This is a genomic window from Mesorhizobium waimense (assembly GCF_003601975.1).
Lineage (GTDB): Bacteria > Pseudomonadota > Alphaproteobacteria > Rhizobiales > Rhizobiaceae > Mesorhizobium > Mesorhizobium waimense.
This window is the reverse complement of sequence record NZ_QZWZ01000018.1, coordinates 16,232-38,772: the sequence shown is the minus strand read 5'-3', so window position 1 is coordinate 38,772 and position 22,541 is coordinate 16,232. Positions and strand designations below refer to the sequence as shown.

Sequence of the window (22,541 nt, the reverse complement as noted above, 5' to 3'; positions counted from 1 at the left end):
AAGACGCTTCGATTTTCGCGCTGAATGCCGGTGCGTCCCTCACCGAGAGGACCGAGACCATACTGCCTTAGCTGGGAAGCGTGATACGTTTCGTCTTGCGCGCGGCGCGCCATTCCTCGACTCGCTGCAGGATGACGAAGAAGGCAGGCACGAAGAGAACAGCGAGGCAGGTGGAGGCGATCATGCCGGAAAACACCGTGATGCCGATCGACTTGCGTGCGCTGGCCCCGGCGCCCGTCGCAAACACCAGCGGCGTCACGCCGAGGATGAAGGCGAACGACGTCATCAGGATAGGGCGGAAGCGCGCTCGCGCCGCGTCGATCGCCGCATCGACGATCGGCCTGCCGGCGGCGCGCAACTCGCGCGCCACCTCGACGATCAGGATGGCGTTCTTGGCCGACAGCGCAATCAAAAGGATCAGGCCGATCTGCACATAGAGATTGTTGTCAATGCCGAGACCGGTAAGCACCAGCACCGGGCCGACCAGCGACAGCGGTGCGGCCAGCAATATCGAGATCGGCGCCAGCCAGCTCTCATACTGGCCTGCCAGCACCAGATAGACCAAAAGCAGCGCCATGCCGAACACCAGGTAGATCTGGCTGCCGACGAGCTTTTCCTGGAAGGAGAGCGCCGTCCAGTCGAAGCCGGTGCCGGGCGGCAGCGTGTCGGCGGCGGCCGCCTCCATCAGCTTGATCGCGTCGCCCGACGAGAAGCCCTGTGCCTGCACGCCAAGGATCGATGCCGAGGGATAAAGATTGTAGAGGCTGATCAGCGAGGGGCCGACGCTTGGGGTGATGGTCAGAACCGTACCGAGCGGGATCATGTCGCCGTTCTGGTTGCGCACAGTCAGGCGGCCGATATCCTCTGGCGCCAGGCGAAATTGTGAATCGCTCTGCACATAGATCTGGAATACGCGCCCGAACTTGTTGAACTGACTGACATAGGTCGAGCCGAGATAACCGGCGAGCGTCTGGAAGACCTGGTCCGTGGTCAGCCCGAGGGTCTGCACCTTCTCGCGGTCGAACTCGACCTTGTATTGCGGGACGTTGGAGCGGAACGTCGCCGATGCACGCTGGATGCCCGACTGCGTCGAGGCGGTCCTGGTCAGCGCGTCGGCCGCGCTCTGCAGCTTTGCGAGGTCGAAACTACCGTCACGCAGCTCGATCTGCATGGTGAAGCCGGCAGCGTTGCCGATGCCCTGGATCGGCGGCGGCGGCAGCACCAGAACACGTCCGTCCGCCATGTCCGACAGGCTTTTGTTGAGCGTCGCATAGAGCGACGCGAGATCCTCGCCTTTGCCGCGCACACTCCAGTCCTTGAGGATGATGTAGGCAACACCGGCGTTGGCGAGCGTCGAGTTGTTGTCGAGGGCCGAGAGGCCGGCGATCGTCACCACCTTGTCGATGCCCGGGGTGGCCTTGGCGATATTCGAAACCTGCTGCAGCGTTTCCTGCGTACGGCCGAGCGCCGCGCCGTCGGGCAGCTGAACCGAAGCGAGCAGGTAGCCCTGATCCTCGATCGGAATAAAGCCGGTGGCGACGCGCGACATGCCGTAGCCCGCCGCACCGATGATCAGCAGCGCAATGACGCCCATCACTGCGCTGTGACGCACCATCGATCCGATCAGGCGGGCATAGCCGTTTTCCATGCGCTGGTAGATCGCGTTGAAGCCGCGGAAGAAGGCATTGCGCTGGTCTGGCGGCACCGGAGGCCTCAGCCAGGTCGCGCACTGCGTGGGCTTCAGCGTTGCGGCGTTGATGGCGCTGATCAAGGCCGTTGCTGCGATCACCAGCGCGAATTGCGCATACATCTGCCCTGTCAGGCCGGGCAGGAATGCAGCGGGCAGGAACACCGCCATCAGGACCAGCGTGATGCCGATGATCGGCCCGAACAGCGCATTCATGGCGGCAACCGCCGCATCGTGGCCCGACATGCCACGCTCCATGTTGTGCGCGGCTCCCTCGACCACGACGATGGCATCGTCGACGACGATGCCGATGGCGAGAACGATGGCGAACAGGGTCGACAGGTTGACCGTAAAGCCGAGTGCCAGCATCGCCGCGAACGCGCCGATGATGGTCACCGGCACGGTCGTTGCCGGCACCAGCATCGCCCGCCAGTCCTGCAGGAAGAGGAGGATGACGATGAGCACGAGCAGTGCTGCCTCGATCAGCGTCTTGTAGACCTCGTGGATCGCCTGACTGACAAAGATCGTGGTGTCGAAGGGGATCGAGTACGCCAGGCCCTGCGGGAACGCGCCCGACAGTTCCTTCATCCTGGCCTCGACCCTGCCGGCCACATCGAGGGCGTTGGCGCCCGGCGACAGGAAAACGGCCAGACCCGCCGCCGGCTGGCCGTCGAGATTGAAGAACTGCCCATAGGTCTGGGCGCCGAGTTCGACCCGGCCGATGTCGCGCACGCGCGTCATGTCGCCATTGGCGCCGGTCTTGACGATCACGGCGCCGAATTGGTCGGGATCGTCAAGGCGGCTGGTCACTTCGATCGTGTACTGGAAGGACTGGCCATCGGGCGAAGGCGGCGCGCCGACCTGGCCCGCGGTGACCTGCTCGCTTTGCTGCTGCAGCGCCTGGACGACGTCCTGCGTGGCAAGGCTGCGAGCCTGCATCTTGTCCGGGTCGAGCCAGACACGCATCGAATATTGGCCGGCGCCGAACACGTTCACATTGCCGACACCCGGTATCCGGGAGAGCTCATCCTTCAGCTGGATGGTCGCGTAGTTGGCAAGATAGAGGCTGTCAAACTGCCTGTCTGGCGACGTCAAGGTGACGATCTCGAGGATCGCGGTCGATTTCTTCTGAACGTTGACACCTTGCACCTGCACCGCCTGCGGCAGCGATGCCAAGGCGGTGGACACACGGTTCTGCACACGCACCTGCGCCTGGTCGAGATCCGTGCCGATGGCGAAGGTGACCGTCAAATTGTAGCTGCCATCCGATGCAGCGAACGACTGCATGTAGATCATACCCTCGACGCCGTTGACCTGCTGCTCGATCGGCAGCGCCACCGTGTCGATCACGGCACGCGCGCTGGCGCCCGGATAGCGCGTCGTCACCGAAACCGTGGGCGGCACCACGTCGGGATACTGCGCCACCGGCAAGGCAAAGAGCGAGATCAGGCCAATGACGACCATCAGAATGGCGATTGCGTTCGCCAGGACCGGCCGCTCTATGAAAAATTTGGAGATCATTGCGCGGCGCCGTCAGTGGCGACCGCTTCCAGTGTCTTCACCTGCGGTTCGATCTTCTGGCCGGGCACGGCCGTCAGCAGGCCGGAGACGAGAACACGGTCTTCCGCCGCGATCCCTTTGGAGATCACACGCAACGCTCCGACGATCTGGCCGATCTCAACCGGGCGCTCTTCGACGACGTTGTCCTTTCCAGCGACGAGCACGTAGCGACCTCTCTGGTCGCTGCCGATCGCCCGATCGGGAACGAGCAGCATGTCCGGCTCCTCGCCCAGCGGCACGCGCACACGCACGAAATAGCCCGGCAGCAGCACCCGGTCGTCATTGGGCAGCACAGCGCGGACCGCGAGTGTGCCGGTGGCGGCGGTAACCTCCGGCGCGGCGTAGTCCAGCGTTCCCTGATGGGGATAACCCGTCTCGTTCTGCAAGCCGACCTCGACCGGTATTTTCTTGAGGTCCTGGGAGGTTATCCCCCGCTTTGCCATGGCGGCGCGAATGCGCAGCACGTCCTGCTCCGAGATGTTGAAGTTGACATAGATGGGGGCGAGCTGAACGATGGTCGCGAGCGTGGTGGCGCTGCTGGCGCCGACGAGCTGCCCCGTCGACACTTGGCGGGAGGTGACGATGCCCGCGAACGGTGCCTTGACCTCGGTGTAGCTGAGATTCAGTTGAGCCTGCTTGACGTCGACCGCGCTCTGCTTCTGCTTGGCAATGTCGACGTCCGCCGCCGCGGCGGCCTGGTCGGCGGTCGATTGCGAAATGAACTTCTGGGACAGCAGCTCCTGCTGGCGCTTGAGGTCGGCGCCGGACTGCTTGGCGGCGGCATCGGCTGAACCCTGCCCGGCCTGAGCTTGCTCGAGCGCCAGCTGGTAGGTATCGGGCTCGATCAGGAACAGCCTTGTGCCGGCCTTGACCGCGTCGCCGTCCTTGTAGTCGATTTCCTGGATGAAGCCCGAGACGCGCGCAACCAGTGGCGTCGTGTTCACCGCCGCGGCGCTGCCTGTGGCCTCGAGATAGGGGGTCACGGTCTGCTTGACCGGAAGCGCCACGTCTATCTTGGGCGGAGGCGGCGGTACGTAGGCGTTTTCCTGACTGCACGCGGACATCAGCGCAACAACGGCAAACAAACCTGCCGTTGGCGCGATTCTAAGCGATACGAAAAGCATTTTGCCCCTCCGCAAACTTCTCAGTATATATCGCATCGTTATGAAAGTGAGTTGAACTTACCTAATTTGGAGGGATTTGTCATGCGGATTGCTTTCAGCGTGCTTTTCTTGGCAACTCAACTTGCAGCCAACACGGCGCTGGCGCAGACAGCGGCCGAGCGTGAGGCCTGCCAGGCGGATTTCGAGAAGTTCTGCAAAGGCGTAGAACCGGGCGGCGGCCGCGTCGTCAAATGCCTGTCCGACCATCTCAGCGAGCTGACGCCTGCATGTCAGAAAGTCGTCAAGGCGAACTCGCCCGGCTAGGATCACCGCGATCCCGCGGCATCTTCTGGAGCCGCTGGTGACGTTGTTTGTGAGGATTGGAACGCCGGCCGATGGGGCAATGTCGGCTTCACGACGATATTGGCCAGGATGCTCCACACAGGCTTTTCCGCAAGGTTCGCACAAACGTATAGGGGCTTGAATGCGTGGTTTCGCACGATCGGTGACTTCTTATGCGATGCCCTTGGCCGCCCTGGCGATGGCTGTCGCGGTCAGAGCCAGCGGGCTGTCGGTAGACGAAGGGTCGCTGAGCGTCAGGATATTTGTCGGAGCGCTTTCGAGTGCGATCATGTTCACCACCATTTTCGTGGTGCTCGACCACGCCGAGGCAGTGGCCCATCGTGTGGGGGAGCCCTACGGCACGTTGGTGCTGACTTTTGCCGTGACGGCAATCGAAGTGTCGATCATCGTTTCCATGATGCTGCATGGAGACAACAACCCTACGCTAGCGCGCGAGTCCGTTTTCTCGACGGTGATGATTACGTCTACCGGCGTTGTCGGCATGTGTCTCACGCTTGGCGGTTGGCGTCATCGCAAGCAGGCAATCGTTCGACAAGGGACCAGCGCATATCTGGCGGTCCTGGTCGCGCTGACCGTCATGACGCTTATTCTGCCGACCTACACGCGAACCACGGATCCCGGCACATTTTCAGCAGCTCAGCTTGGTTTTGTGAGCGTACTTTCCGTGCTGCTCTATGCAAGTTTTGTGTTCGCACAGACCGTCCGGCACCGGGACGATTTCATCGAAGGACTGGCACACGAAGCTTCAGTCCGAACCGCGCCCCACGCAGGCATCTCCGCCAGCGCTCTGCTCCTGGTTATCGGGCTGATCGGAATTGTCATGCTCGCCGAGCAGGTCGCAGCAAGCGTCGAGGATGCGCTCGTTGCCTATCAGGTGACCCAGGCCGACAGCATTGTGGGGGCAATGATCGCGGGATTGGTTTTGCTGCCGGAGGCCATTTCGGCGATCCGTGCTTCGCTCAACAATGAGTTGCAGCGCGGCTTGAATGTCGCGATGGGTTCGGCCTGCGCGACAATTGGTTTGACAATCCCAGCGGTCGCAGCCGCCAGCCTGGTGACGGGAAGAGGCTTAACCCTGGGGCTCCCAGAGGCTGACGCAGTGCTTTTGATCTTGGCGCTTTTTATATGCAACGTGAGCTTCAGCAACGAAAGAACCACGTTCTTGACCGGCATGGTCCATATTGTTGTATTTTTTACTTTCGTATTTCTGATATTTATACCTTAAAGCTTTGGTGCGATCTGGCAATCGGACGCATGGATGGGACGGCGACCGGCTGGAAAATTGCTATCCGATTTGCCTGCATCCTCAAAGCGTCGCCAGCCGCGAATTCGGCATTGTCTTTCCATAGGCTCGGCGCAGCGTTGCCTTCTCCTCGAGCGCGACAATGACGCGTGTGGCAAAATCGGTTTTGTACATGTCAGCGAGCCGTGCCAGCCCGCCTGGCGTAAAGACATTGATCTCCAGAAGTTTGTCGCCGACGATGTCGAGCCCAACCAGAAACATGCCGTCGCTGACCAGTTTGGGGCGTACCATCTCGGCAATGCGCAACATCGTGTCCGTCACCTTGACCTTGCGGGCGGTTCCGGCGGCGTGGATGTTGGAGCGGACGTCGCCCTTGGCTGGGACGCGGCGAAAGGCGGCGTAGCTGCCGTCGCGCATCAGCGGCAGGCCGTTCATCAGGAAAAGGCGCACGTCGCCAGCCTTGGCCTCTGGAATGTAGGCCTGCGCGATGAGATAGCCGTCACCACTGGCGGCCTCGAAAATCTGGTTGAGGTTGGAATCGGCAGGCGTCGCAATATGGAAGACATTCTTGCCACCCGACCCCTGCAGTGGTTTGACGATGCAGCCCTTAGAGTGTTTGTCGATGAATGCGCGGATCTCGGCAATGCTGCGCGATATCAGGGTCGCTGGCCGAACCGCTTCGGGAAAGGTCTGCAGGTAGAGCTTGCTCTGTGCCTGTGCCAGACCGTCCGGATCGTTGACGACGATGACACCCTGTTCTGCTGCGAGCCGCCCGAACATGATGCCGGCGTTGGCGGCCCATGGTCGATCGGTGGCGTCGAGCGACGGGTCGTTGCGCAGAAACAAGATGTCGATATCGCTCATCGCGAAGGTCTTTTTCTGCTTCGCGGCATCCTTCAGGGCGGCATAGAGTTTGTCGGGCGTCTTGTAGGCAGCATCCGGCAGGACCGCGACATTAACAGCCAGACTGTTGTCAGGACGCAGTATGAAGTCGCCGGGTTCGACATAGACGACAGAATGGCCGCGCTGGATTGCAGCCAGCGCCAGGGTTGTCGTGGTGTAGCCTGGCGTCTCGCTCTCGATCGAATTGACGAAGAACGCAATGCGCATCGGGGATGCTCCCTCAAGTCTCAACCATATCGATCGGATCGATCCCCGCCATCGCTTTCTTGAGCCGCGGACGCGCCGCGTCGGAAGAGAGGAATGCAGGTTCGAGGCGCGGCGCGCGCAGCAGGCCGCGCGCGTTGAGTTCCTGGATTGCGCCGAAATGCGCGGCGGAAATCTTGCCGATCCAGAACGGCGTGAGGCTGCCGCCATTCCTCAGATGATCGAGGACCTGCACTACGCCGCGCAGATAGATGGCGTCCTTTGCCAGGCCGCCGCCGCGAAAGACACGCAGCACGACGTTGAAGGCGCTGCGATCATCAAGACCGAAATCCTTGTGGAGGATGTGGAAGGTTTCCTCGAACGTCGCCCCAGCGAGCATCGCCTGACACCCGATAACTCTGGCCGCGATCAGCCGCAGCCGCGCCGCGGTCATGCCGCCGACCAGATATTCCGCCAGCACGGCCAGTCCCTCCTGCATGCCCTCGTAGCCGGCGAGCCCGTTGCGGAAGATGGCGAGGCCCTGCGCATCGCCGTTGAAATAAGTCAGCAGATGGACACCGATCTCGTGACTGAGGAGCGCGGTCAGACGCTCCGGTGGAAGGTTGGTATCGCGCGAAACCAGCAACAGGTTTCGAGAGACGAGAAGGCCGGCGGGCAGGTCGCCACGGATCTCCACGGAAGCATCGAAATCGGGGTAGGCGGCACGGTATCCGGCGATCATGTCTCGCGCGGCTGCGGCGACGGCGTCTGCGCCCAGCCCCTTCTGCCTCGCCGCCGACGCAGCGCGCGGCGCATTCTCGAGAATGGCGCGGGCTCGCGTCGCCAGGCTCGGCTCGACGCTGCCATAGAGGGCTCGTCCGAGTTCGACGAAGCGGGGCGTCTCGCGAGCGGCGAGCATCGACAGCTGGAGATCGAGTTCCTGCTGCTTTTGCGAGAGCAGCGTGGTCAGGAGCGGATCTTCCAGGTGATCGAGCGAGACCGAATAGAGCTTGCGCTTCTGGGCGGCGACCTCGAATTCGAGCGGCCTGTATAGCAGTGCAGGGACATGCTCGAAGCCGCCCGCCTGGAATTCCCGCCAGGCCGGTTCGGCGTTGATCGGTGTGACGGCAAGCAGGAAATCGAATGTCGACGCAACGCTGTCGAGTGCCCGGTCGGCGCGCACGACAGCGTCGATGTAGGCGCGCCGGCCCAGCGAACGATGGGTTGCCGGTGGTTCCAGCTTTGATGCCTTCAGAAAGGCGCTGACCGCCTGGAGCGCGGAATCCACCATGTTGGCGACGACAAGGTCGCGCAATTCGGGATAGACGCGCTCGCTGCCAGGCACCCTGTAGATCGGCGCGAAGCGCACCGTCAGGCCTGCCACATCGCCGAGATCATCGGAGAGCCGTGCTTCGGCGCGTGTCGTGGGATTGAGTTCGTCGACGCGCGGCGTGCGGTATTTTGCTTCGCGTCCGGACGCGGCGGCGGTAAAGCGCTTGAGCGCCGCCTTCTCCGCCGCGGTGTCGCCGCTAGCCAGTGCAATTTCGAAAGGCGGCAGGAACGGTACGTCCTCCGTCAGAAACCGGTCTTCGGCCAACTCGCCGATGTCGAGCACGAGGAATGCGCCGCAATGATCGCGCGTTTTTCGCGCCACCAGCCGCGCGACCGCGGCGGCGAAGCCACTATCGGCCGCGATCAGATAGGACGCGTTGGCGGAAACAATTTGGAACGCCGCATCCTGCTGCGACCCGACATGGACGCAGAGAAACGGCAGCGGCCGATCGATGTGCAGACGGTTGCCGTCGCCGAACTCGCGGCGGATCGGCTTGCCGTCTCGGAAAAGCGCGTCCAGGTCCGCTTCGATTTCCGCCAACGGAGACGCAGCCTCGACGAGCTTCGGCTTCATGTCATGCCCCGCAGCGCAGCCTCGAGAACGGGTACCGTGGACGCCAGCATGGCGCGCAGCCGTTCAATTGCCGCCCAGTCGGGCTCGCCGCTCCATTCGTCCATGAAAATCTTCTTGAACTCGACCGCGATGGCACACCCGGTCTCGGGGAAATTGGCATGGACGAAACGGGTCTGTTCGCCCTTGCCCTGGAAAGACACATTCTCGCGCACGTCGATCGGTTCGCCGTCGAAACGCTGCCCGCACAGCGCCTCCGTGAAGGCGTCGACGACCGGCGCCCAGTGCGCGCGGTCCATCGAAAATGTGCCGATATTGATGTCAGGCGCGCCATCTTGCGACGCGGGCGCTGCTTTCGACCCTGCGCGCCGGTGGTTGTAGCTGTGGACGTCGACAAGGACGAACCTGCCGTAGCGCTTCTCGACCTCGGCAAGCACACGCTTGAGCTCGCCGTAGAACGCGTCGTGAAAGGCGAGGGACTCGTCCACAATCTCCTCGGCCGGTGGCTCTCGCCATACGTTCAGGCCCCAGGACTGGTCCGGCGACCGGTAGATCGCAGCCTCGCGCGCCCGGTTCAGGTCGACTTGAAAGCGCGATCGATGGACGATGATCTGGGTCGGGAAATCGGCGATAAAGTGTTCGGTGAAGGGATCCTCCTCCCGCTGTCGGTCAGGGTCGGGGATGCACATGAGCGATTGGCAGGCGCGCGCGACGTCGGAGCCGCTGTGGATCGCCGTGCCAATGACGGGGGAATCGCCAAGCTTGATTGTCCAGCCTGCCGGTGACCCGCTCGCAGCATTGTTGAAAATAGGCTTGCTCACCATCCATCGAAATGCGTGGAGAGGGCGGACGGTTCCGGGGCATCACAAAAGCCCGGCGGGTCACTCATGGGCAAAGCTGAGCCTTCGATGGAAGAGTCACGCCGAAGATGGTCCGCGACGCCGGGACGGCCTCCATCCTTGGGACTGTCGGAAACTGGCGCTTTGCATTATGCTGTCCTTATTTAGGGGCGGTCGAATTGGCGGCATGAAATGCCTCGCCGCATTGCAAGGGTGAGCGCCCGCGCGTCCGCTCCCGGCACACGATTATTCTCGAAAGCGTATCTTTGTCGGGGAGCACGGTGGGGGGAATACTTGATTCCGTTGTCATCGGCGCCGGCTCGGCCGGGCTCGGCGTGAGCTATTTTTTGAAACAGCAAGGGCTCAGTCATTGCGTGCTTGAACGAAGCCGCATCGGCGAGACATGGCGGATGCAGCGATGGGACTCGTTCCGGCTGAATTCGCCCAATATACGCTCGATCCTGCCAGGCGATTCCTACGACGGGCTGGATCCTTGGGGTGCAATAACACACCACGAATTCGTCGCCTATCTGGAGAGCTACGTCGAACGGCACCGATTGCCCGTAAGAACCGGGATTCCGGTGCAGGAACTGACAAGAAGCGATGGGCACTATCGGGTAGCGACGCCGGGTGGCACGGTTCGGGCGCGCAACGTGGTGATCGCGACTGGCAATCTGAATTGTCCGGTCCGCCCGCCCTGGTCCGCCGACCTGCCGTCGGCACTTCGCCAGATCGATTCCTCCGCATATCGCAGTGCGGCCGCACTTGACGACGGTGCGGTGCTGGTGGTCGGCAGCGGCCAATCGGGCGGCCAGATTGCCGAAGACCTGGTGCTGGCTGGGCGCTCCGTCTTTCTGGCGACATGCCGCAATGGCCGCTGGGTGCGGCACTATCGCGGCGGCAGCATGCTCAACTGGCTGACCTTGAGCGGTCATCTCGATCTCCCGCGCCGGGAACTAATCCTGCCATCCGGCAAATTGCCAGCGCGCCCGCTACTCGGCGCGACGCACACCATCAGCCTGCAGTCTCTCAGCGCGCAGGGCGTTGTGCTGCTCGGTCGATTCCTGGGGATGGACAACGGCAGCTTCGTCTTCGGCGATGAGCTCGATGATCATATTCGCTTTGCCGACGAGGTCTCCGCAAACGCCAAGCGCCTGGTCGACCAGTACATCGAACGCACTGGCCTTCACGCGCCGCCGGCCGAGGATGACCCGGCCGAAACCGTCGAGCCGCGACTGCCGAGCCCACCCATCCGCTCGATCGACCTGGCGGCCAGCGGGATCTCTTCGGTAATCTGGTCTACAGGCTTTACTGGCGATTTCGGATGGGTTGGGCTGCCGGGCGCGCTCGATGCGGCTGGTCAGCCCTTGCACGAGGATGGCATTGGCGTCGATCCCGGCATCTATTTCGCGGGCCTCGATTTCGCATCAACGCGGAAGTCGGGCACGGTACCCGGCATTGCCGAGGAGGTAGCCCGTCTGGTTGACCATCTCGCAAAGAGATGAGCCGGATTGGATATCGAAGCAGACGAGGCGCCCGCGAACTGGCTATGATCAAGGGTAAAGGTGGACGGCAGTGCAACCTGTAGACAATCCGCTGGCCGTTGTCAGATCGGTGCGCCCATCGATCGCCGGGCTTAGGATACTGGACATCGGTTGCGGGGCCGGCAATTTTGCAGGGCAGCTTGCCGCCGAAGGCGCGGAGGTGGTCGGCATTGATCCTGGCGTGGATGCCATACGGGCTGCCATGGCCGCTGTTCCGCAGGCCAATTTCGTTGAAGGCGTGGCGGAGGCTCTTCCTTTCGACACCGCGACATTCGACCTCTGCACGATGATCAATGCGTTTCACCATGTTCCTGAAATGGCAATGCAAACGGCGCTTCGCGAAGCAGCGCGCATCATCAGGCCAAATGGCATCGTGATCATTGTCGAGCCGTTGCCGACCGGCACCTTCTTCTCCGCCCTTCGATTGGTCGAAGACGAGACCGTGGTCCGCCTAGCGGCGCAACGCGCGATCGAAACGGCAATACAGTCTGGAGTGCTCTCTCGGATGGCGACGTTGAACTACGTTCGTCGAGATGTCTTTCCAACCGCCGACGGCTTTTTGGATCGCATTGTAGCTGTCGATCCATCGCGACGCGAAATTGTGGAGCAAAACAAATCTGCCGTCAGAACTGCCGTACTCGCGGCAGCAGCGCGCGACAGCGAAGGGTCACTGATCTTCGACCAGCCCATCAAGGCGGATATTCTCGAGCGCGCCTGACCTAAGTTTCTTTTCCGAGGGTGTCAAAGCGACGCAAAGCCCCAGGATTCGCTTTCTGCGCAAGCTGCGATCTGGGGTCTATTGCGGCAGCACCTCAAGCCGCCAGCACTGCCGCATCGAGCCCACGAATGATCTTCGCCAGCTCGACGCATTCGTCGTGCCGCACCTTGTTGCGCCGCCAGGCCATGCAGATCGTGCGCTGCGGCATCGGCTCCTGGAACGGCACGATCTTGAGATCGCGCATGACGCTAGCCGGGCCTGTCGCCATTTCCGGGATCAGCGTGACGCCGAGCCCGTGCGCCACCATCTGCAAGAGCGTCGTCAGGCTGGTGGCGCCGTAGCTTGCCATTGCCACCGGGCGAACGCTGCCGCACACGGCGAGCGCCTGTTCGCGCAGGCAGTGGCCTTCCTCCAGAAGCATCAGCCGTTCCAGCGCCGGGCTTTCCGGCGGCACAGGCGGCGAGGCGAAGGCCGGATCGCCCGATGGCACGGCGAGGAAAAACCGGTCGCAAAACAGTTCCTCGCTGACCAGGCCGGGATGATCGAGCGGCAAAGCGGCGATGAAGGCGTCGAGCCTGCCCGACGCGCTGTCTTCGACCAGCGAGGCGGTCACCGCTTCGCGCAGTTCGAGCTGCAGGGCCGGGAAGTGCCGTTTCAGCTCCGGCAGCACATGCGGCAAGAGATAGGGCGCGACCGTCGGGATGATGCCCAGCCGGAAGCGCCCCTCCATGGCCGGGCGACCGCGTCTGGCGGTCGTCTCGACGTCACGTATATCGGTGAGAATACGCTCAATGCGGGGCTGCAGGGCCAGCGCCTCGTCGGTCATGCGCACCACCTTGCCGCCGCGCTCGAACAGCCGGCAGTTGAGCCGCTGCTCCATCTCGGCGATCTGCGCGGACAGCGCCGGCTGGCTGACGCCGGCGAGCTTGGCGGCGCGGCCGAAATGCAGCGTCTGCGCCAGCGCCTCGAAATACTGCATCTGCCGGACGGTGAGGCCTATCATAAGAAAAACCTATCGCAAAAAACAGGAAAGGCAATTTGTTTTTATCGTCAAAGCGCCCTAGTCTGGAACCATTCCAGAGTGGCGGCTCAATGCTTGCCCGGGAAAAGATTCAGCAAATCGGAGAGTGAAGATGGACGCGAAAACCGACGATAACAGCGCGGGTAAATGCCCGGTCGCGCATGGATCCGCTGGCAGGAGCAACCGTGACTGGTGGCCGAACCAGCTTGACCTTGCCGTTCTCCACCAGCAGTCGAACCTCTCGGACCCGATGGGCGAGGGCTTCGATTACGCCAAGGAATTCAAGAGCCTCGATCTCGATGCGGTGATCAAGGACTTGCATGACGTGATGACGGATTCGCAGGATTGGTGGCCGGCCGACTTCGGCCATTACGGGCCACTGTTCATCCGCATGGCATGGCATAGCGCCGGCACCTATCGCATCGGCGATGGCCGCGGTGGCGCCGGCGCCGGCCAGCAGCGTTTCGCGCCGCTGAACAGCTGGCCGGACAACGCCAATCTCGACAAGGCGCGTCGACTGCTGTGGCCGGTCAAGCAGAAGTACGGCCGCAAGATCTCCTGGGCCGACCTGATGATCCTCACCGGCAACGTCGCGCTGGAATCGATGGGCTTCAAGACGTTCGGCTTTGCCGGCGGCCGCGCCGACGTGTGGGAGCCCGAGCAGGATGTGAACTGGGGTTCCGAAACCAAGTGGCTCGACGACGAGCGCTATTCCGGCGACCGCGAGCTCCAGGGCCATCTCGGCGCCGTCCAGATGGGCCTGATCTACGTCAATCCGGAAGGACCGAACGGCAAGCCGGATCCGCTGGCTGCGGCGCGCGACATCCGCGAGACCTTCGCCCGCATGGCGATGAACGATGAGGAGACCGTGGCGCTGATTGCCGGCGGCCACACCTTCGGCAAGACCCACGGCGCCGGCGATGCCTCGCTGGTGGGCGCGGAGCCGGAAGGCGCAGGCATCGAGGCCCAGGGCCTCGGCTGGTCGAGCAAGCACGCCACCGGCATTGCGGGCGACGCCATCACCTCGGGCCTCGAGGTGACCTGGACGACGACCCCGACCAAGTGGAGCAACAACTTCTTCGACAATCTGTTCAACTACGAATGGGAGCTGACGAAGAGCCCGGCGGGCGCGCATCAGTGGACGCCGAAGGGCGGCGCCGGTGCCGGCACGGTGCCGAACGCGCATGATCCGTCGAAGCGTCACGCGCCGGCGATGTTGACCACCGACCTCTCGCTGCGCTTCGACCCGGTCTACGAGAAGATCTCGCGGCGTTTCCACCAGAATCCGGATCAGTTCGCTGATGCCTTCGCCCGCGCCTGGTTCAAGCTCACCCACCGCGACATGGGTCCGGTCGTGCGCTATCTCGGCCCGCTCGTGCCTAAGGAAGAGCTGATCTGGCAGGATCCTGTCCCGGCGATCGATCACGAACTGGTCGGCGAGCAGGATATCGCGTCGCTGAAGGCGAAGATCCTGGCGTCCGGCCTGTCCGTCTCGGAGCTGGTTTCGACCGCCTGGGCCTCGGCCTCGACCTTCCGCGCCTCCGATAAGCGCGGTGGCGCCAATGGCGGACGCATCCGCCTTGCGCCGCAGAAGGACTGGGAGGTCAACCAGCCGGCTGAATTGTCGAAGGTGCTTGCCAGGCTCGAAGCCATCCAGAAGGAGTTCAACGCCGCGCAGACCGGCGACAAGAAGGTCTCGCTGGCCGATCTGATCGTGCTCGGCGGCGTCGCCGCGGTCGAGAAGGCCGCCAAGGACGGTGGCCAGGAGGCGAAGGTACCCTTCACGCCGGGTCGCATGGACGCCTCGCAGGAGCAGACGGATGTCCAGTCCTTCGCCGCGCTCGAGCCGACCGCCGACGGATTCCGCAACTATGTTCGTGGCAAGCAGCCGATGGCGGTCGAAGCAATGCTGGTCGACCGGGCGCAACTGCTGACGCTTACGGCGCCGGAGATGGCGGTGCTGGTCGGTGGGTTGAGGGTGCTCGGCGCCAACACCGGCAGGTCGAAGCATGGCGTCTTCACCGACAGGCCGGGCACGCTGACCAACGACTTCTTCGCCAACCTGCTCAGCATGAACACGGTCTGGGATCCGGCCGCTGGTTCCGATGAGGTCTATGAGGCGCGCGACCGCAAGACCAAGGCGGTCAAGTGGACCGGCACCCGTGCCGACCTGATCTTCGGCTCGCACGCGCAGCTGCGCGCGCTGGCCGAGGTCTACGGCTCCGCGGACGCCAGGGAGAAGTTCGTCAAGGATTTCGTCAAGGCGTGGACCAAGGTGATGAACCTCGACCGCTTCGACATGGCCGCCTGAAGACTTCTCGACCCAACAAGAAAGGCGCGGGGCCAAGCTCCGCGCCTCCTTCTTATTCAGGCTTCAAAAATCAGTCCTTCTCGAAGATGCGCGCCTTTGCGACCACGCCGGCGATGGCGCCGCCGATCAGCGGGGCGACGATGAATAGCCAGAGCTGGCTGAGCGCGGCACCGCCCGAAAACAGCGCCGGACCGATCGAACGGGCCGGATTGACCGAGGTGCCGGTGACCGGGATCATGGCGAAGTGGATGCCCGCCAGCGTCAGGCCGATGACCAGTCCGGCGAACGCCGTTGAGTGCTTTTCCGCGGTGACGCCAAGGATCACGGTGACGAAGGTGAAGGTGCCGATCAGCTCCCACAGGAAAGCCGAGCTCATGCCCCATTTCGCCTCATCCCAGCCATTGGCGCCGAAGCCGCCGGTGTGCCCGCCGACCTGGCCGGAGACGATGATCCACAGCGCCAGCGAGGCCAGGATGGCGCCGATGATCTGCGCGATCCAGTAGGGGGCGACGTCCTTGGCCGGCAGCCGGCCGGCGAGGAAGACACCGAGCGTCACCGCTGGATTGAGATGCGCGCCCGAGATCGGGCCGATCGCATAGGCCGCCGCAATGAGGCCGATGCCGAACGCAAGACCGATGCCTTCCTGGCCGAGCGGCAGCGCACCGCCGAAGCCGCCCGTGACCACAGAAGCCGTGCCGATGAACACCAACAGAAACGTGCCTAGAACTTCCGCCAGATAAGTCTTCATTGCCCTCTCCTCGTATCGATCCGCGGCTGCGCTTTTTCTGCGATGCGAATCATGACGGTAAGAGTATTCGCAACCGAAAAACTTGGAAAGAACAGCGCTTGTTCCAGCCGGCATGCTTGTGCACGCCAGTCCAGCGCATTAGAAACCTTTAATGTATTGATCGAATTGTTCCGTTGCCGCCGGCGAATGCCTGTCTTTTCGTGCGGCTTGCAGGATGCATCGCATCGGGCACTAGCCGCATTCGGCGTGGCCCGTCTCGCCATCGGACAAACGGAACTATTTCAATCTGGGCAAGAAAGGCTTTAAGAGCAGGCCGGACATGAATTGCTGAGCATCGGAAGGCGAGAATGCGACTGGGCGGAAGGCTGGCGGCGGCCATCGAAGTGCTGGAAGACATTGGCCGGCGCCACCGGCCGGTGGCCGATGCGCTAAAGGATTGGGGCCTGTCGCACCGCTTCGCCGGCGGTGGCGACCGCGCGGCGATCGGCAACATCGTCTATGATGCGCTGCGCCGCCGGCGCTCCGCCGGCTGGCTGCTGGGTCAGGACACGCCGCGCGCCATCGGCTTCGGCGCGTTGCTGCTCGAATGGGGGCAGACGGCGCAGTCGCTGAACGATGCGCTCGACGGCGACAAGTTCGCCCCACCGCTGCTCGACGCCGACGCATTGAAGGCGCTAGCCGCCCGCCGGTCCGAAGACGCACCGGAAGCGGTGCGCGCGGACATTCCCGACTGGTGCGAACCGCTCTTCGAGCAGGCTTTTGGCGAGACCTGGGTCGAGGAGGGCGCCGCCCTTGCCACCCGCCCGCCGCTCGATCTGCGGGTCAACACGCTGCAGGCCGATCGCGGCAAGGTGCTGGCCGAACTCGCCGAGACCGGCGCTAAGCCGGCACGCATCGCGCCGCAGGGCATCCGCATCCCGCCGATCGACGGCGACGGTCGGCACCCCAACGTGCAGGCCGAGCCGGCCTTCCAGAAAGGCTGGTTCGAGGTCCAGGACGAGGGCTCGCAGATCGTCGCTGCGCTGGCCGGCGCGCAGGCCGGAATGCAGGTGCTCGACTATTGCGCCGGCGCCGGCGGCAAGACGCTGGCGCTGTCGGCCGAGATGGGCAATCGCGGCCAGATCTTCGCGCACGACGCCGAAAAGGCGCGGCTGGCGCCGATCTTCGATCGCATGCGCCGTTCGGAAAACCGCAACATCCAGATCGTCAGCAAGCCGGCGGAACTCGCGCCGCTGTCAGGCCATATGGACATCGTGCTCGTCGACGCGCCCTGCACCGGCAGCGGCACTTGGCGGCGGCGCCCCGATGCCAAATGGCGGCTGACGCAGAGACAGCTCGACCAGCGCAAGGGCGAGCAGTCGGCGATACTCGACGCGGCGAAGGCCTTCGTCAAACCCGGCGGCCTGCTGGTCTACATCACCTGTTCGGTGTTCGACGCGGAAAATGGCGACCAGGTCGCCGCTTTCCGCGAACGCCACGACGGCTTTAGTCCGGTCGATCATCGGGCGCTTTGGGACGGCCATTTTCCGGGCCATGCGGCCGCCGCGCGCATCGGCGCCGCCGGCGGCATTTCGCTGTCGCCGGCACTCAGCGCCACCGACGGGTTCTACGTCTGCGCGCTGCGCCGAGCCGGTTGATCGTTTGCCGGTCAATAGAGACGAGATCGGCTTCACCCGGGCGGAAGGCCGATTGCTGCAGTGCAGCATTAGCGATTGCCTGCCGCCCATGCCTCTGCGATAAGCTTGACTAAGCGCAATGAAGGCGAAGGCCATGGCAGCAAAGATCGTACCCGCTCCCGACTATGAGGACCGCGTCAGGACGTCCTTTGCGCGTCAGAAGGCAATGACGACAATCGGCGCCGAACTGACGCTCGTCACCCCCGGCATCATCGAGATCGAGATGCCTTACTCGGCGGCGCTCACCCAGCAGCACGGCTTCCTGCATGCCGGCGTTATTTCGACGGCGCTGGACTCGGCCTGCGGCTACGCGGCGTTTTCGCTGATGCCGGAGAATTCGACCGTGCTGACCATCGAGTTCAAGGTCAATCTGCTGGCGCCGGGCAGGGGCGAACGCTTCCTGTTCCGCGGCTCGGTGACCAAACCCGGCCGCACCATCATCGTCGCCGACGGCCAAGCCTATGCCTTCGCCGTCGACGGCGAGGCCAAGCTGATCGCCACCATGACCGGGACCATGATGACGGTGGTCGGGCGCGATGGGATCGCAGGGTAGCGATGAGCAGGGCCGTTCACATCGCAGGCAAGGCCGTTCTCTTCGTCATGGCGGTCGAAGCCGAGTACGGTCAGCATCTCAGGCAGTTGTTCACCCCGCTGATGACCGGCGTCGGGCCGGTCGAGGCCGGGGTCAGGCTGGGCGCCGAGTTCGCGCGGCTGAAGGCCGAAAAGGCGCTGCCGGATCTCGTCGTCTCGCTCGGCTCGGCCGGCAGCCGGACGCTGGAGCAGACCGAAATCTACCAGGCCGTCTCGGTCGCCTACCGCGACATCGACGCCTCGCCTCTGGGCTTCGAGAAGGGCGCGACACCGTTTCTCGACCTGCCGGTGGCGGTGCCCTTGCCGTTCAGGATTCCCGGCATCAGGCAGGCGACACTGTCGACCGGTGGCGCGGTCATTTCCGGCGCCGCCTACGACGCCATCGCCGCCGACATGGTCGACATGGAGACCTTCGCCTGCCTGCGCGCCTGCCAGTTGTTCGGCCTGCCGTTGATCGGCCTGCGCGGCATTTCCGACGGCGCCGCCGACCTGAAGCACGTCGATGACTGGAAGGAATATCTGCATGTCATCGACGAGAAGCTGGCCGGGGCGGTCGGGCGGCTCGAACAGGCAATCAGCGACGGCGCATTGCAGTTTGGTTCATAGTATCGGGACTGCCAATCGGATTGAGGGAGACGCCGCGCAACCCATTGCGTCGACTCATTTCTTTCTCTAAACGCTCGCCATGAAGACAGCCAATCACCCCGACACCGTCCTGATTGTCGATTTCGGCAGCCAGTTTACGCAGCTCATCGCCCGCCGCATCCGCGAGGCCGGCGTGTTTTCCGAGATCGTGCCGTTCCAGTCGGCCGAAGCAGCCTTCAAGCGTATCAATCCCAAAGCGGTGATCCTCTCAGGCGGTCCGGCCTCGACCTCCGACATCGGCAGCCCGCGCGCGCCGCAGATCGTCTTTGACGCCGGCGTGCCGGTGCTGGGCATCTGCTACGGCCAGATGACGCTATGCGTGCAGATGGGCGGTGTCGCCGAAAGCTCCGACCATCGCGAATTCGGCCGCGCCTATGTCGAGATCGAGAAGGACAACCCGCTGTTCGAGGGCCTGTGGGCGCCCGGCCAACGCCACCAGGTGTGGATGAGCCATGGCGATCGTGTCATCTCCTTGCCCAAGGGGTTCGAGGTGTTCGGGCGGTCGGAAGGCTCGCCCTTCGCCATCTTCGGCAATGTCGAGCGCAAGATGTACGGCATCATGTTCCACCCCGAAGTGGTGCACACGCCGGATGGTGCAAAATTGCTGCGGAATTTCGTCCACAACATCGCCGGCATCGAAGGCGACTGGACGATGCGGGCCTATCGCGAGCACGCGGTCGAGACGATCCGCAAGCAGGTCGGCAAGGGCAAGGTCATCTGCGCGCTGTCGGGCGGCGTCGATTCCTCGGTCGCGGCCCTGCTGATCCACGAGGCGGTCGGCGACCAGCTGACCTGCATCCTCGTCGACCACGGGCTGATGCGCAAGGACGAGGCGGCCGGCGTGGTGGCGATGTTCCGCCAGCACTACAATCTGCCGTTGATCCTGGTCGACGCTTCTGATCGTTTCATCTCGGCGCTCGAGGGCGAATCCGACCCGGAGAAGAAGCGCAAGACCATCGGCCGGCTGTTCATCGAGGTGTTCGAGGAGGAGGCGCAAAAACTCGGCGGCGCCGATTTCCTGGCCCAGGGCACGCTCTATCCCGACGTCATCGAAAGCGTCTCCTTCACCGGCGGCCCGTCGGTGACCATCAAGTCGCACCACAATGTCGGCGGCCTGCCCGAGCGCATGAACATGCAACTGGTCGAGCCCCTGCGCGAACTGTTCAAGGACGAGGTCAGGGCGCTCGGCAAGGAGCTCGGCCTGCCCGAGAGCTTCATTGGCCGCCATCCCTTCCCCGGTCCCGGTCTCGCCATCCGCTGCCCGGGCGGCATTTCTCGCGAGAAGCTGGAGATCCTGCGCGAGGCCGACGCCATCTATCTCGACGAGATCCGCAAGGCCGGCCTCTATGACGCCATCTGGCAGGCTTTCGCCGTGCTGCTGCCGGTGCAGACCGTCGGCGTGATGGGCGACGGCCGCACCTACGAATTCGTCTGCGCCCTGCGCGCCGTCACCTCTGTCGACGGCATGACGGCGGATTTCTACCACTACGACATGGCCTTCCTGGGCGCCGCCGCCACGCGCATCATCAACGAAGTCCGCGGCATCAACCGCGTTGTTTACGATGTAACGTCGAAGCCGCCCGGCACCATCGAGTGGGAATGATTCAGGCCCACCCAAACGCCGCCGAAAACACGTCATTGTGCGCCGTAACCATCTGATAACAAATGTAAATCCATTCAGAGACAATCAGCGACAATCGGTGCGCAGAGATTGGACTTGACGGACCGGCTGACGGACCTTCTGCATATTGCTAGCTCGGATTTTTCGAAGTACCGTTAGGTCCAATAAGGCTCTGACGGTACTTTTCAATGCCTTAAGGCATTGAAGATAAAACAAATTTTCTGCCGAAGAGCCTCGAAATTGTACTGACGGTACTTTTCAGGAGGTAGCGAGGATGCTGACGGATGTCGCCCTTAAAGGACTGAAACCAAAAGAGAAAATCTACAAGATTGCTGACCGTGACGGCATGTATGTCCGGGTCATGCCAAGTGGCGCGATCTCGTTTCGGCTTGATTACAGGCTCAACGGACGCCGCGAGACGGTCTATCTAGGCAGGTATGGGCGGGAGGGAATCTCGCTTGCCTTGGCCCGAGAGAAGTGCCTCGACGCGAAGCGCGCTATTGGTGAGGGACGATCTCCGGCGATCGAGAAGCAGCGCGACAAGCGCCGCCTCAAAGAGGCGAAGAGTTTTGGCGAGTTCGGGGAGAAGTGGCTCACCGCCGCGCCGATGGCCGACAGCACGCGCGCCATGCGGCGCTCCATCTTCGAGCGCGAGCTTCTTCCGGCCTGGCGCAATCGTCTCCTGACGGAGATCACGCCGGACGATCTAAGAGCCCACTGTGGCACCATCGTTGAGCGTGGTGCGCCGGCCACCGCTATCCACGTACGAGACATACTGAAGCAGATTTACGGCTTCGCGATTCTGCACGGGGAGAAGGTGGCCAATCCGGCTGACGAAGTTGGACCCGCATCGATTGCGACGTTCGTGCCAAAGGACCGCTCGCTTTCGCCTTCTGAAATTCGAGTGATGCTGAAGCAACTCGAGCACATCGCCACGCTTCCGACGATCCGTCTGGGAATGAGGCTCTACTTGCTCACAATGGTGCGAAAGAGCGAGTTGCAGGACGCGGTGTGGGACGAGGTCGACTTCGAGCATGCGGTCTGGACGATTCCGAAGGAACGAATGAAACGCTCCAAGGCGCTCAACGTCTATCTATCGCGCCAGGCGCTCGACATTATGATCGCCCTGAAGACCTGCGCCGGGAATTCCAGATACATTCTTCCATCGCGTTACGATGCGGATGCTCCAATGTCGCGCGCCACTTTCAACCGAGTCACTTACGCTGTCGTCGAGCGCGCGAAATCCGAGGGGCTACCCCTTGAGCCGTTTACGGTTCATGACCTGCGACGAACGGGCTCGACGCTGTTGAATGAACTCGGCTTCAACAGCGACTGGATCGAGAAATGCTTGGCGCACGAGGACGGTCGTTCGTCGCGCGGTGTCTATAATAAGGCCGAGTACGAGGTACAGCGCCGCCATATGATGCAGGAGTGGTCGGACATCGTTGATGCTTGGGTCGGCGGTAAGAAGTTTATCCCGACACTCATCCCGCCTTTGATGCCGCTCCTGGAGCCTGATCCTGCTCTCTGACCGGCCGGACTCGGCGTTGCTTCAGGTTCGGTTTTGGAGCGCGTAGAATTGGCTTCGAGCGGCGGGCTGCAAGCCAGGCTTGAACCTCGCTCAGATCCCAGACCACGCATCTCGGGGTCAAAGCGAAGCGTCGCGGGAATTCGCCCCGCTGCTCCATTTCGTAGATCGTACTGTCGGCCAAGGGGACCATTTCACGAAGCTGCCGCCTACGAATGGTTCGTCCGATCGAGACTGTTCCCGAATGGTTCATAGGGGGCACCTCTGCTGAAAACACTGAGGCGGATAGAAAGCGATAGTCTTCACGATCATGGAAGTCGCTAAGCCATACTGTCGTAAAATTGGCGATGCTGG

At 62.9% G+C, this 22,541-nt stretch carries 18 protein-coding genes; 10 read left to right on the top strand and 8 right to left on the bottom strand.

Features of this window, described 5'->3' with window-relative positions:
- Positions 1-67 precede the first annotated feature (67 nt).
- Both D3227_RS22220 and D3227_RS22215 read right to left on the bottom strand, forming a co-directional pair.
- The gene (locus D3227_RS22220) at positions 68-3,208 is read right to left on the bottom strand and encodes an efflux RND transporter permease subunit (protein ID WP_120016437.1); all 3,141 of its coding nucleotides are present in this window, start codon (positions 3,206-3,208) and stop codon (positions 68-70) included.
- Entirely contained in the window at positions 3,205-4,371 is a 1,167-nt protein-coding gene (locus tag D3227_RS22215) for an efflux RND transporter periplasmic adaptor subunit (protein ID WP_120016436.1), read from the bottom strand. Before D3227_RS22215 ends, D3227_RS22220 begins: the two co-directional genes overlap by 4 nt.
- An 81-nt stretch (positions 4,372-4,452) precedes the next feature.
- Between D3227_RS22215 and D3227_RS22210 the strand changes: the two genes are divergently transcribed.
- Positions 4,453-4,674 carry a cysteine rich repeat-containing protein gene (locus D3227_RS22210; RefSeq protein WP_120016435.1) on the top strand — a complete coding sequence of 74 codons (222 nt, stop codon included), beginning with the start codon at positions 4,453-4,455 and terminating at the stop codon, positions 4,672-4,674.
- Positions 4,675-4,834: 160 nt separating this feature from the next.
- Positions 4,835-5,938 (top strand): calcium:cation antiporter, encoded by a 1,104-nt coding sequence (locus D3227_RS22205; RefSeq protein WP_120016434.1) that lies wholly within the window; start codon positions 4,835-4,837, stop codon positions 5,936-5,938.
- A gap of 81 nt (positions 5,939-6,019) precedes the next feature.
- On the opposite strand, the gene D3227_RS22200 is transcribed toward D3227_RS22205, so the two are convergent.
- Genes D3227_RS22200 through D3227_RS22190 form a run of 3 tightly spaced genes read right to left on the bottom strand, consistent with a single transcriptional unit; the run spans position 6,020 to position 9,769 of the window.
- Complete coding sequence (locus D3227_RS22200; protein ID WP_120016433.1) at positions 6,020-7,066, bottom strand: glutathione synthase; 1,047 nt, start codon at positions 7,064-7,066, stop codon at positions 6,020-6,022.
- Between the two features lie 13 nt (positions 7,067-7,079).
- On the bottom strand, positions 7,080-8,948 hold the full coding sequence (locus tag D3227_RS22195) for a flavohemoglobin expression-modulating QEGLA motif protein (protein WP_120016432.1): 1,869 nt from the start codon (positions 8,946-8,948) through the stop codon (positions 7,080-7,082).
- Complete coding sequence (locus tag D3227_RS22190; RefSeq protein ID WP_120016431.1) at positions 8,945-9,769, bottom strand: N-formylglutamate amidohydrolase; 825 nt, start codon at positions 9,767-9,769, stop codon at positions 8,945-8,947. Before D3227_RS22190 ends, D3227_RS22195 begins: the two co-directional genes overlap by 4 nt.
- A 296-nt stretch (positions 9,770-10,065) precedes the next feature.
- Here D3227_RS22190 and D3227_RS22185 point away from each other — a divergent pair, with 296 nt between their 5' ends.
- Together D3227_RS22185 and D3227_RS22180 are read left to right on the top strand one after the other, a co-directional pair.
- Positions 10,066-11,289 carry a flavin-containing monooxygenase gene (locus tag D3227_RS22185; protein ID WP_120016430.1) on the top strand — a complete coding sequence of 408 codons (1,224 nt, stop codon included), beginning with the start codon at positions 10,066-10,068 and terminating at the stop codon, positions 11,287-11,289.
- A 70-nt stretch (positions 11,290-11,359) separates the two neighbouring features.
- Positions 11,360-12,046, top strand: a complete 687-nt coding sequence (locus tag D3227_RS22180) for a class I SAM-dependent methyltransferase (protein WP_120016429.1) — start codon at positions 11,360-11,362, stop codon at positions 12,044-12,046.
- 94 nt (positions 12,047-12,140) lie between these two features.
- On the opposite strand, the gene D3227_RS22175 is transcribed toward D3227_RS22180, so the two are convergent.
- Positions 12,141-13,049: a hydrogen peroxide-inducible genes activator gene (locus tag D3227_RS22175; RefSeq protein ID WP_120016428.1), complete on the bottom strand. Its 909-nt coding sequence runs from the start codon at positions 13,047-13,049 to the stop codon at positions 12,141-12,143.
- 130 nt (positions 13,050-13,179) lie between these two features.
- Here D3227_RS22175 and katG point away from each other — a divergent pair, with 130 nt between their 5' ends.
- A complete protein-coding gene (katG, locus tag D3227_RS22170) occupies positions 13,180-15,378 on the top strand; it encodes a catalase/peroxidase HPI (protein ID WP_120016427.1) in 2,199 nt (732 codons plus the stop codon).
- A 70-nt stretch (positions 15,379-15,448) separates the two neighbouring features.
- Here the strand turns inward: katG and D3227_RS22165 are convergent, their stop codons facing one another.
- On the bottom strand, positions 15,449-16,126 hold the full coding sequence (locus D3227_RS22165; RefSeq protein ID WP_120016426.1) for an MIP family channel protein: 678 nt from the start codon (positions 16,124-16,126) through the stop codon (positions 15,449-15,451).
- A 347-nt stretch (positions 16,127-16,473) separates the two neighbouring features.
- Between D3227_RS22165 and D3227_RS22160 the strand changes: the two genes are divergently transcribed.
- The 5 genes from D3227_RS22160 (at position 16,474) to D3227_RS22140 (ending at position 22,190) form a co-directional block, all read left to right on the top strand.
- Positions 16,474-17,763, top strand: a complete 1,290-nt coding sequence (locus tag D3227_RS22160; RefSeq protein ID WP_120016425.1) for an RsmB/NOP family class I SAM-dependent RNA methyltransferase — start codon at positions 16,474-16,476, stop codon at positions 17,761-17,763.
- A 133-nt stretch (positions 17,764-17,896) separates the two neighbouring features.
- The gene (locus D3227_RS22155; protein WP_120016513.1) at positions 17,897-18,355 is read left to right on the top strand and encodes a PaaI family thioesterase; all 459 of its coding nucleotides are present in this window, start codon (positions 17,897-17,899) and stop codon (positions 18,353-18,355) included.
- A 2-nt stretch (positions 18,356-18,357) separates the two neighbouring features.
- Positions 18,358-18,999 carry a 5'-methylthioadenosine/S-adenosylhomocysteine nucleosidase gene (locus D3227_RS22150; RefSeq protein WP_120016424.1) on the top strand — a complete coding sequence of 214 codons (642 nt, stop codon included), beginning with the start codon at positions 18,358-18,360 and terminating at the stop codon, positions 18,997-18,999.
- 79 nt (positions 19,000-19,078) lie between these two features.
- The gene (gene guaA / locus D3227_RS22145) at positions 19,079-20,641 is read left to right on the top strand and encodes a glutamine-hydrolyzing GMP synthase (protein ID WP_006205021.1); all 1,563 of its coding nucleotides are present in this window, start codon (positions 19,079-19,081) and stop codon (positions 20,639-20,641) included.
- A 292-nt stretch (positions 20,642-20,933) separates the two neighbouring features.
- Entirely contained in the window at positions 20,934-22,190 is a 1,257-nt protein-coding gene (locus tag D3227_RS22140; RefSeq protein WP_120016423.1) for a tyrosine-type recombinase/integrase, read from the top strand.
- Here D3227_RS22140 and D3227_RS22135 read toward each other — a convergent pair.
- Positions 22,144-22,440: a helix-turn-helix transcriptional regulator gene (locus D3227_RS22135; RefSeq protein WP_120016422.1), complete on the bottom strand. Its 297-nt coding sequence runs from the start codon at positions 22,438-22,440 to the stop codon at positions 22,144-22,146. The two genes, D3227_RS22140 and D3227_RS22135, sit on opposite strands and share 47 nt — an antisense overlap.
- Positions 22,441-22,541: the final 101 nt, after the last annotated feature.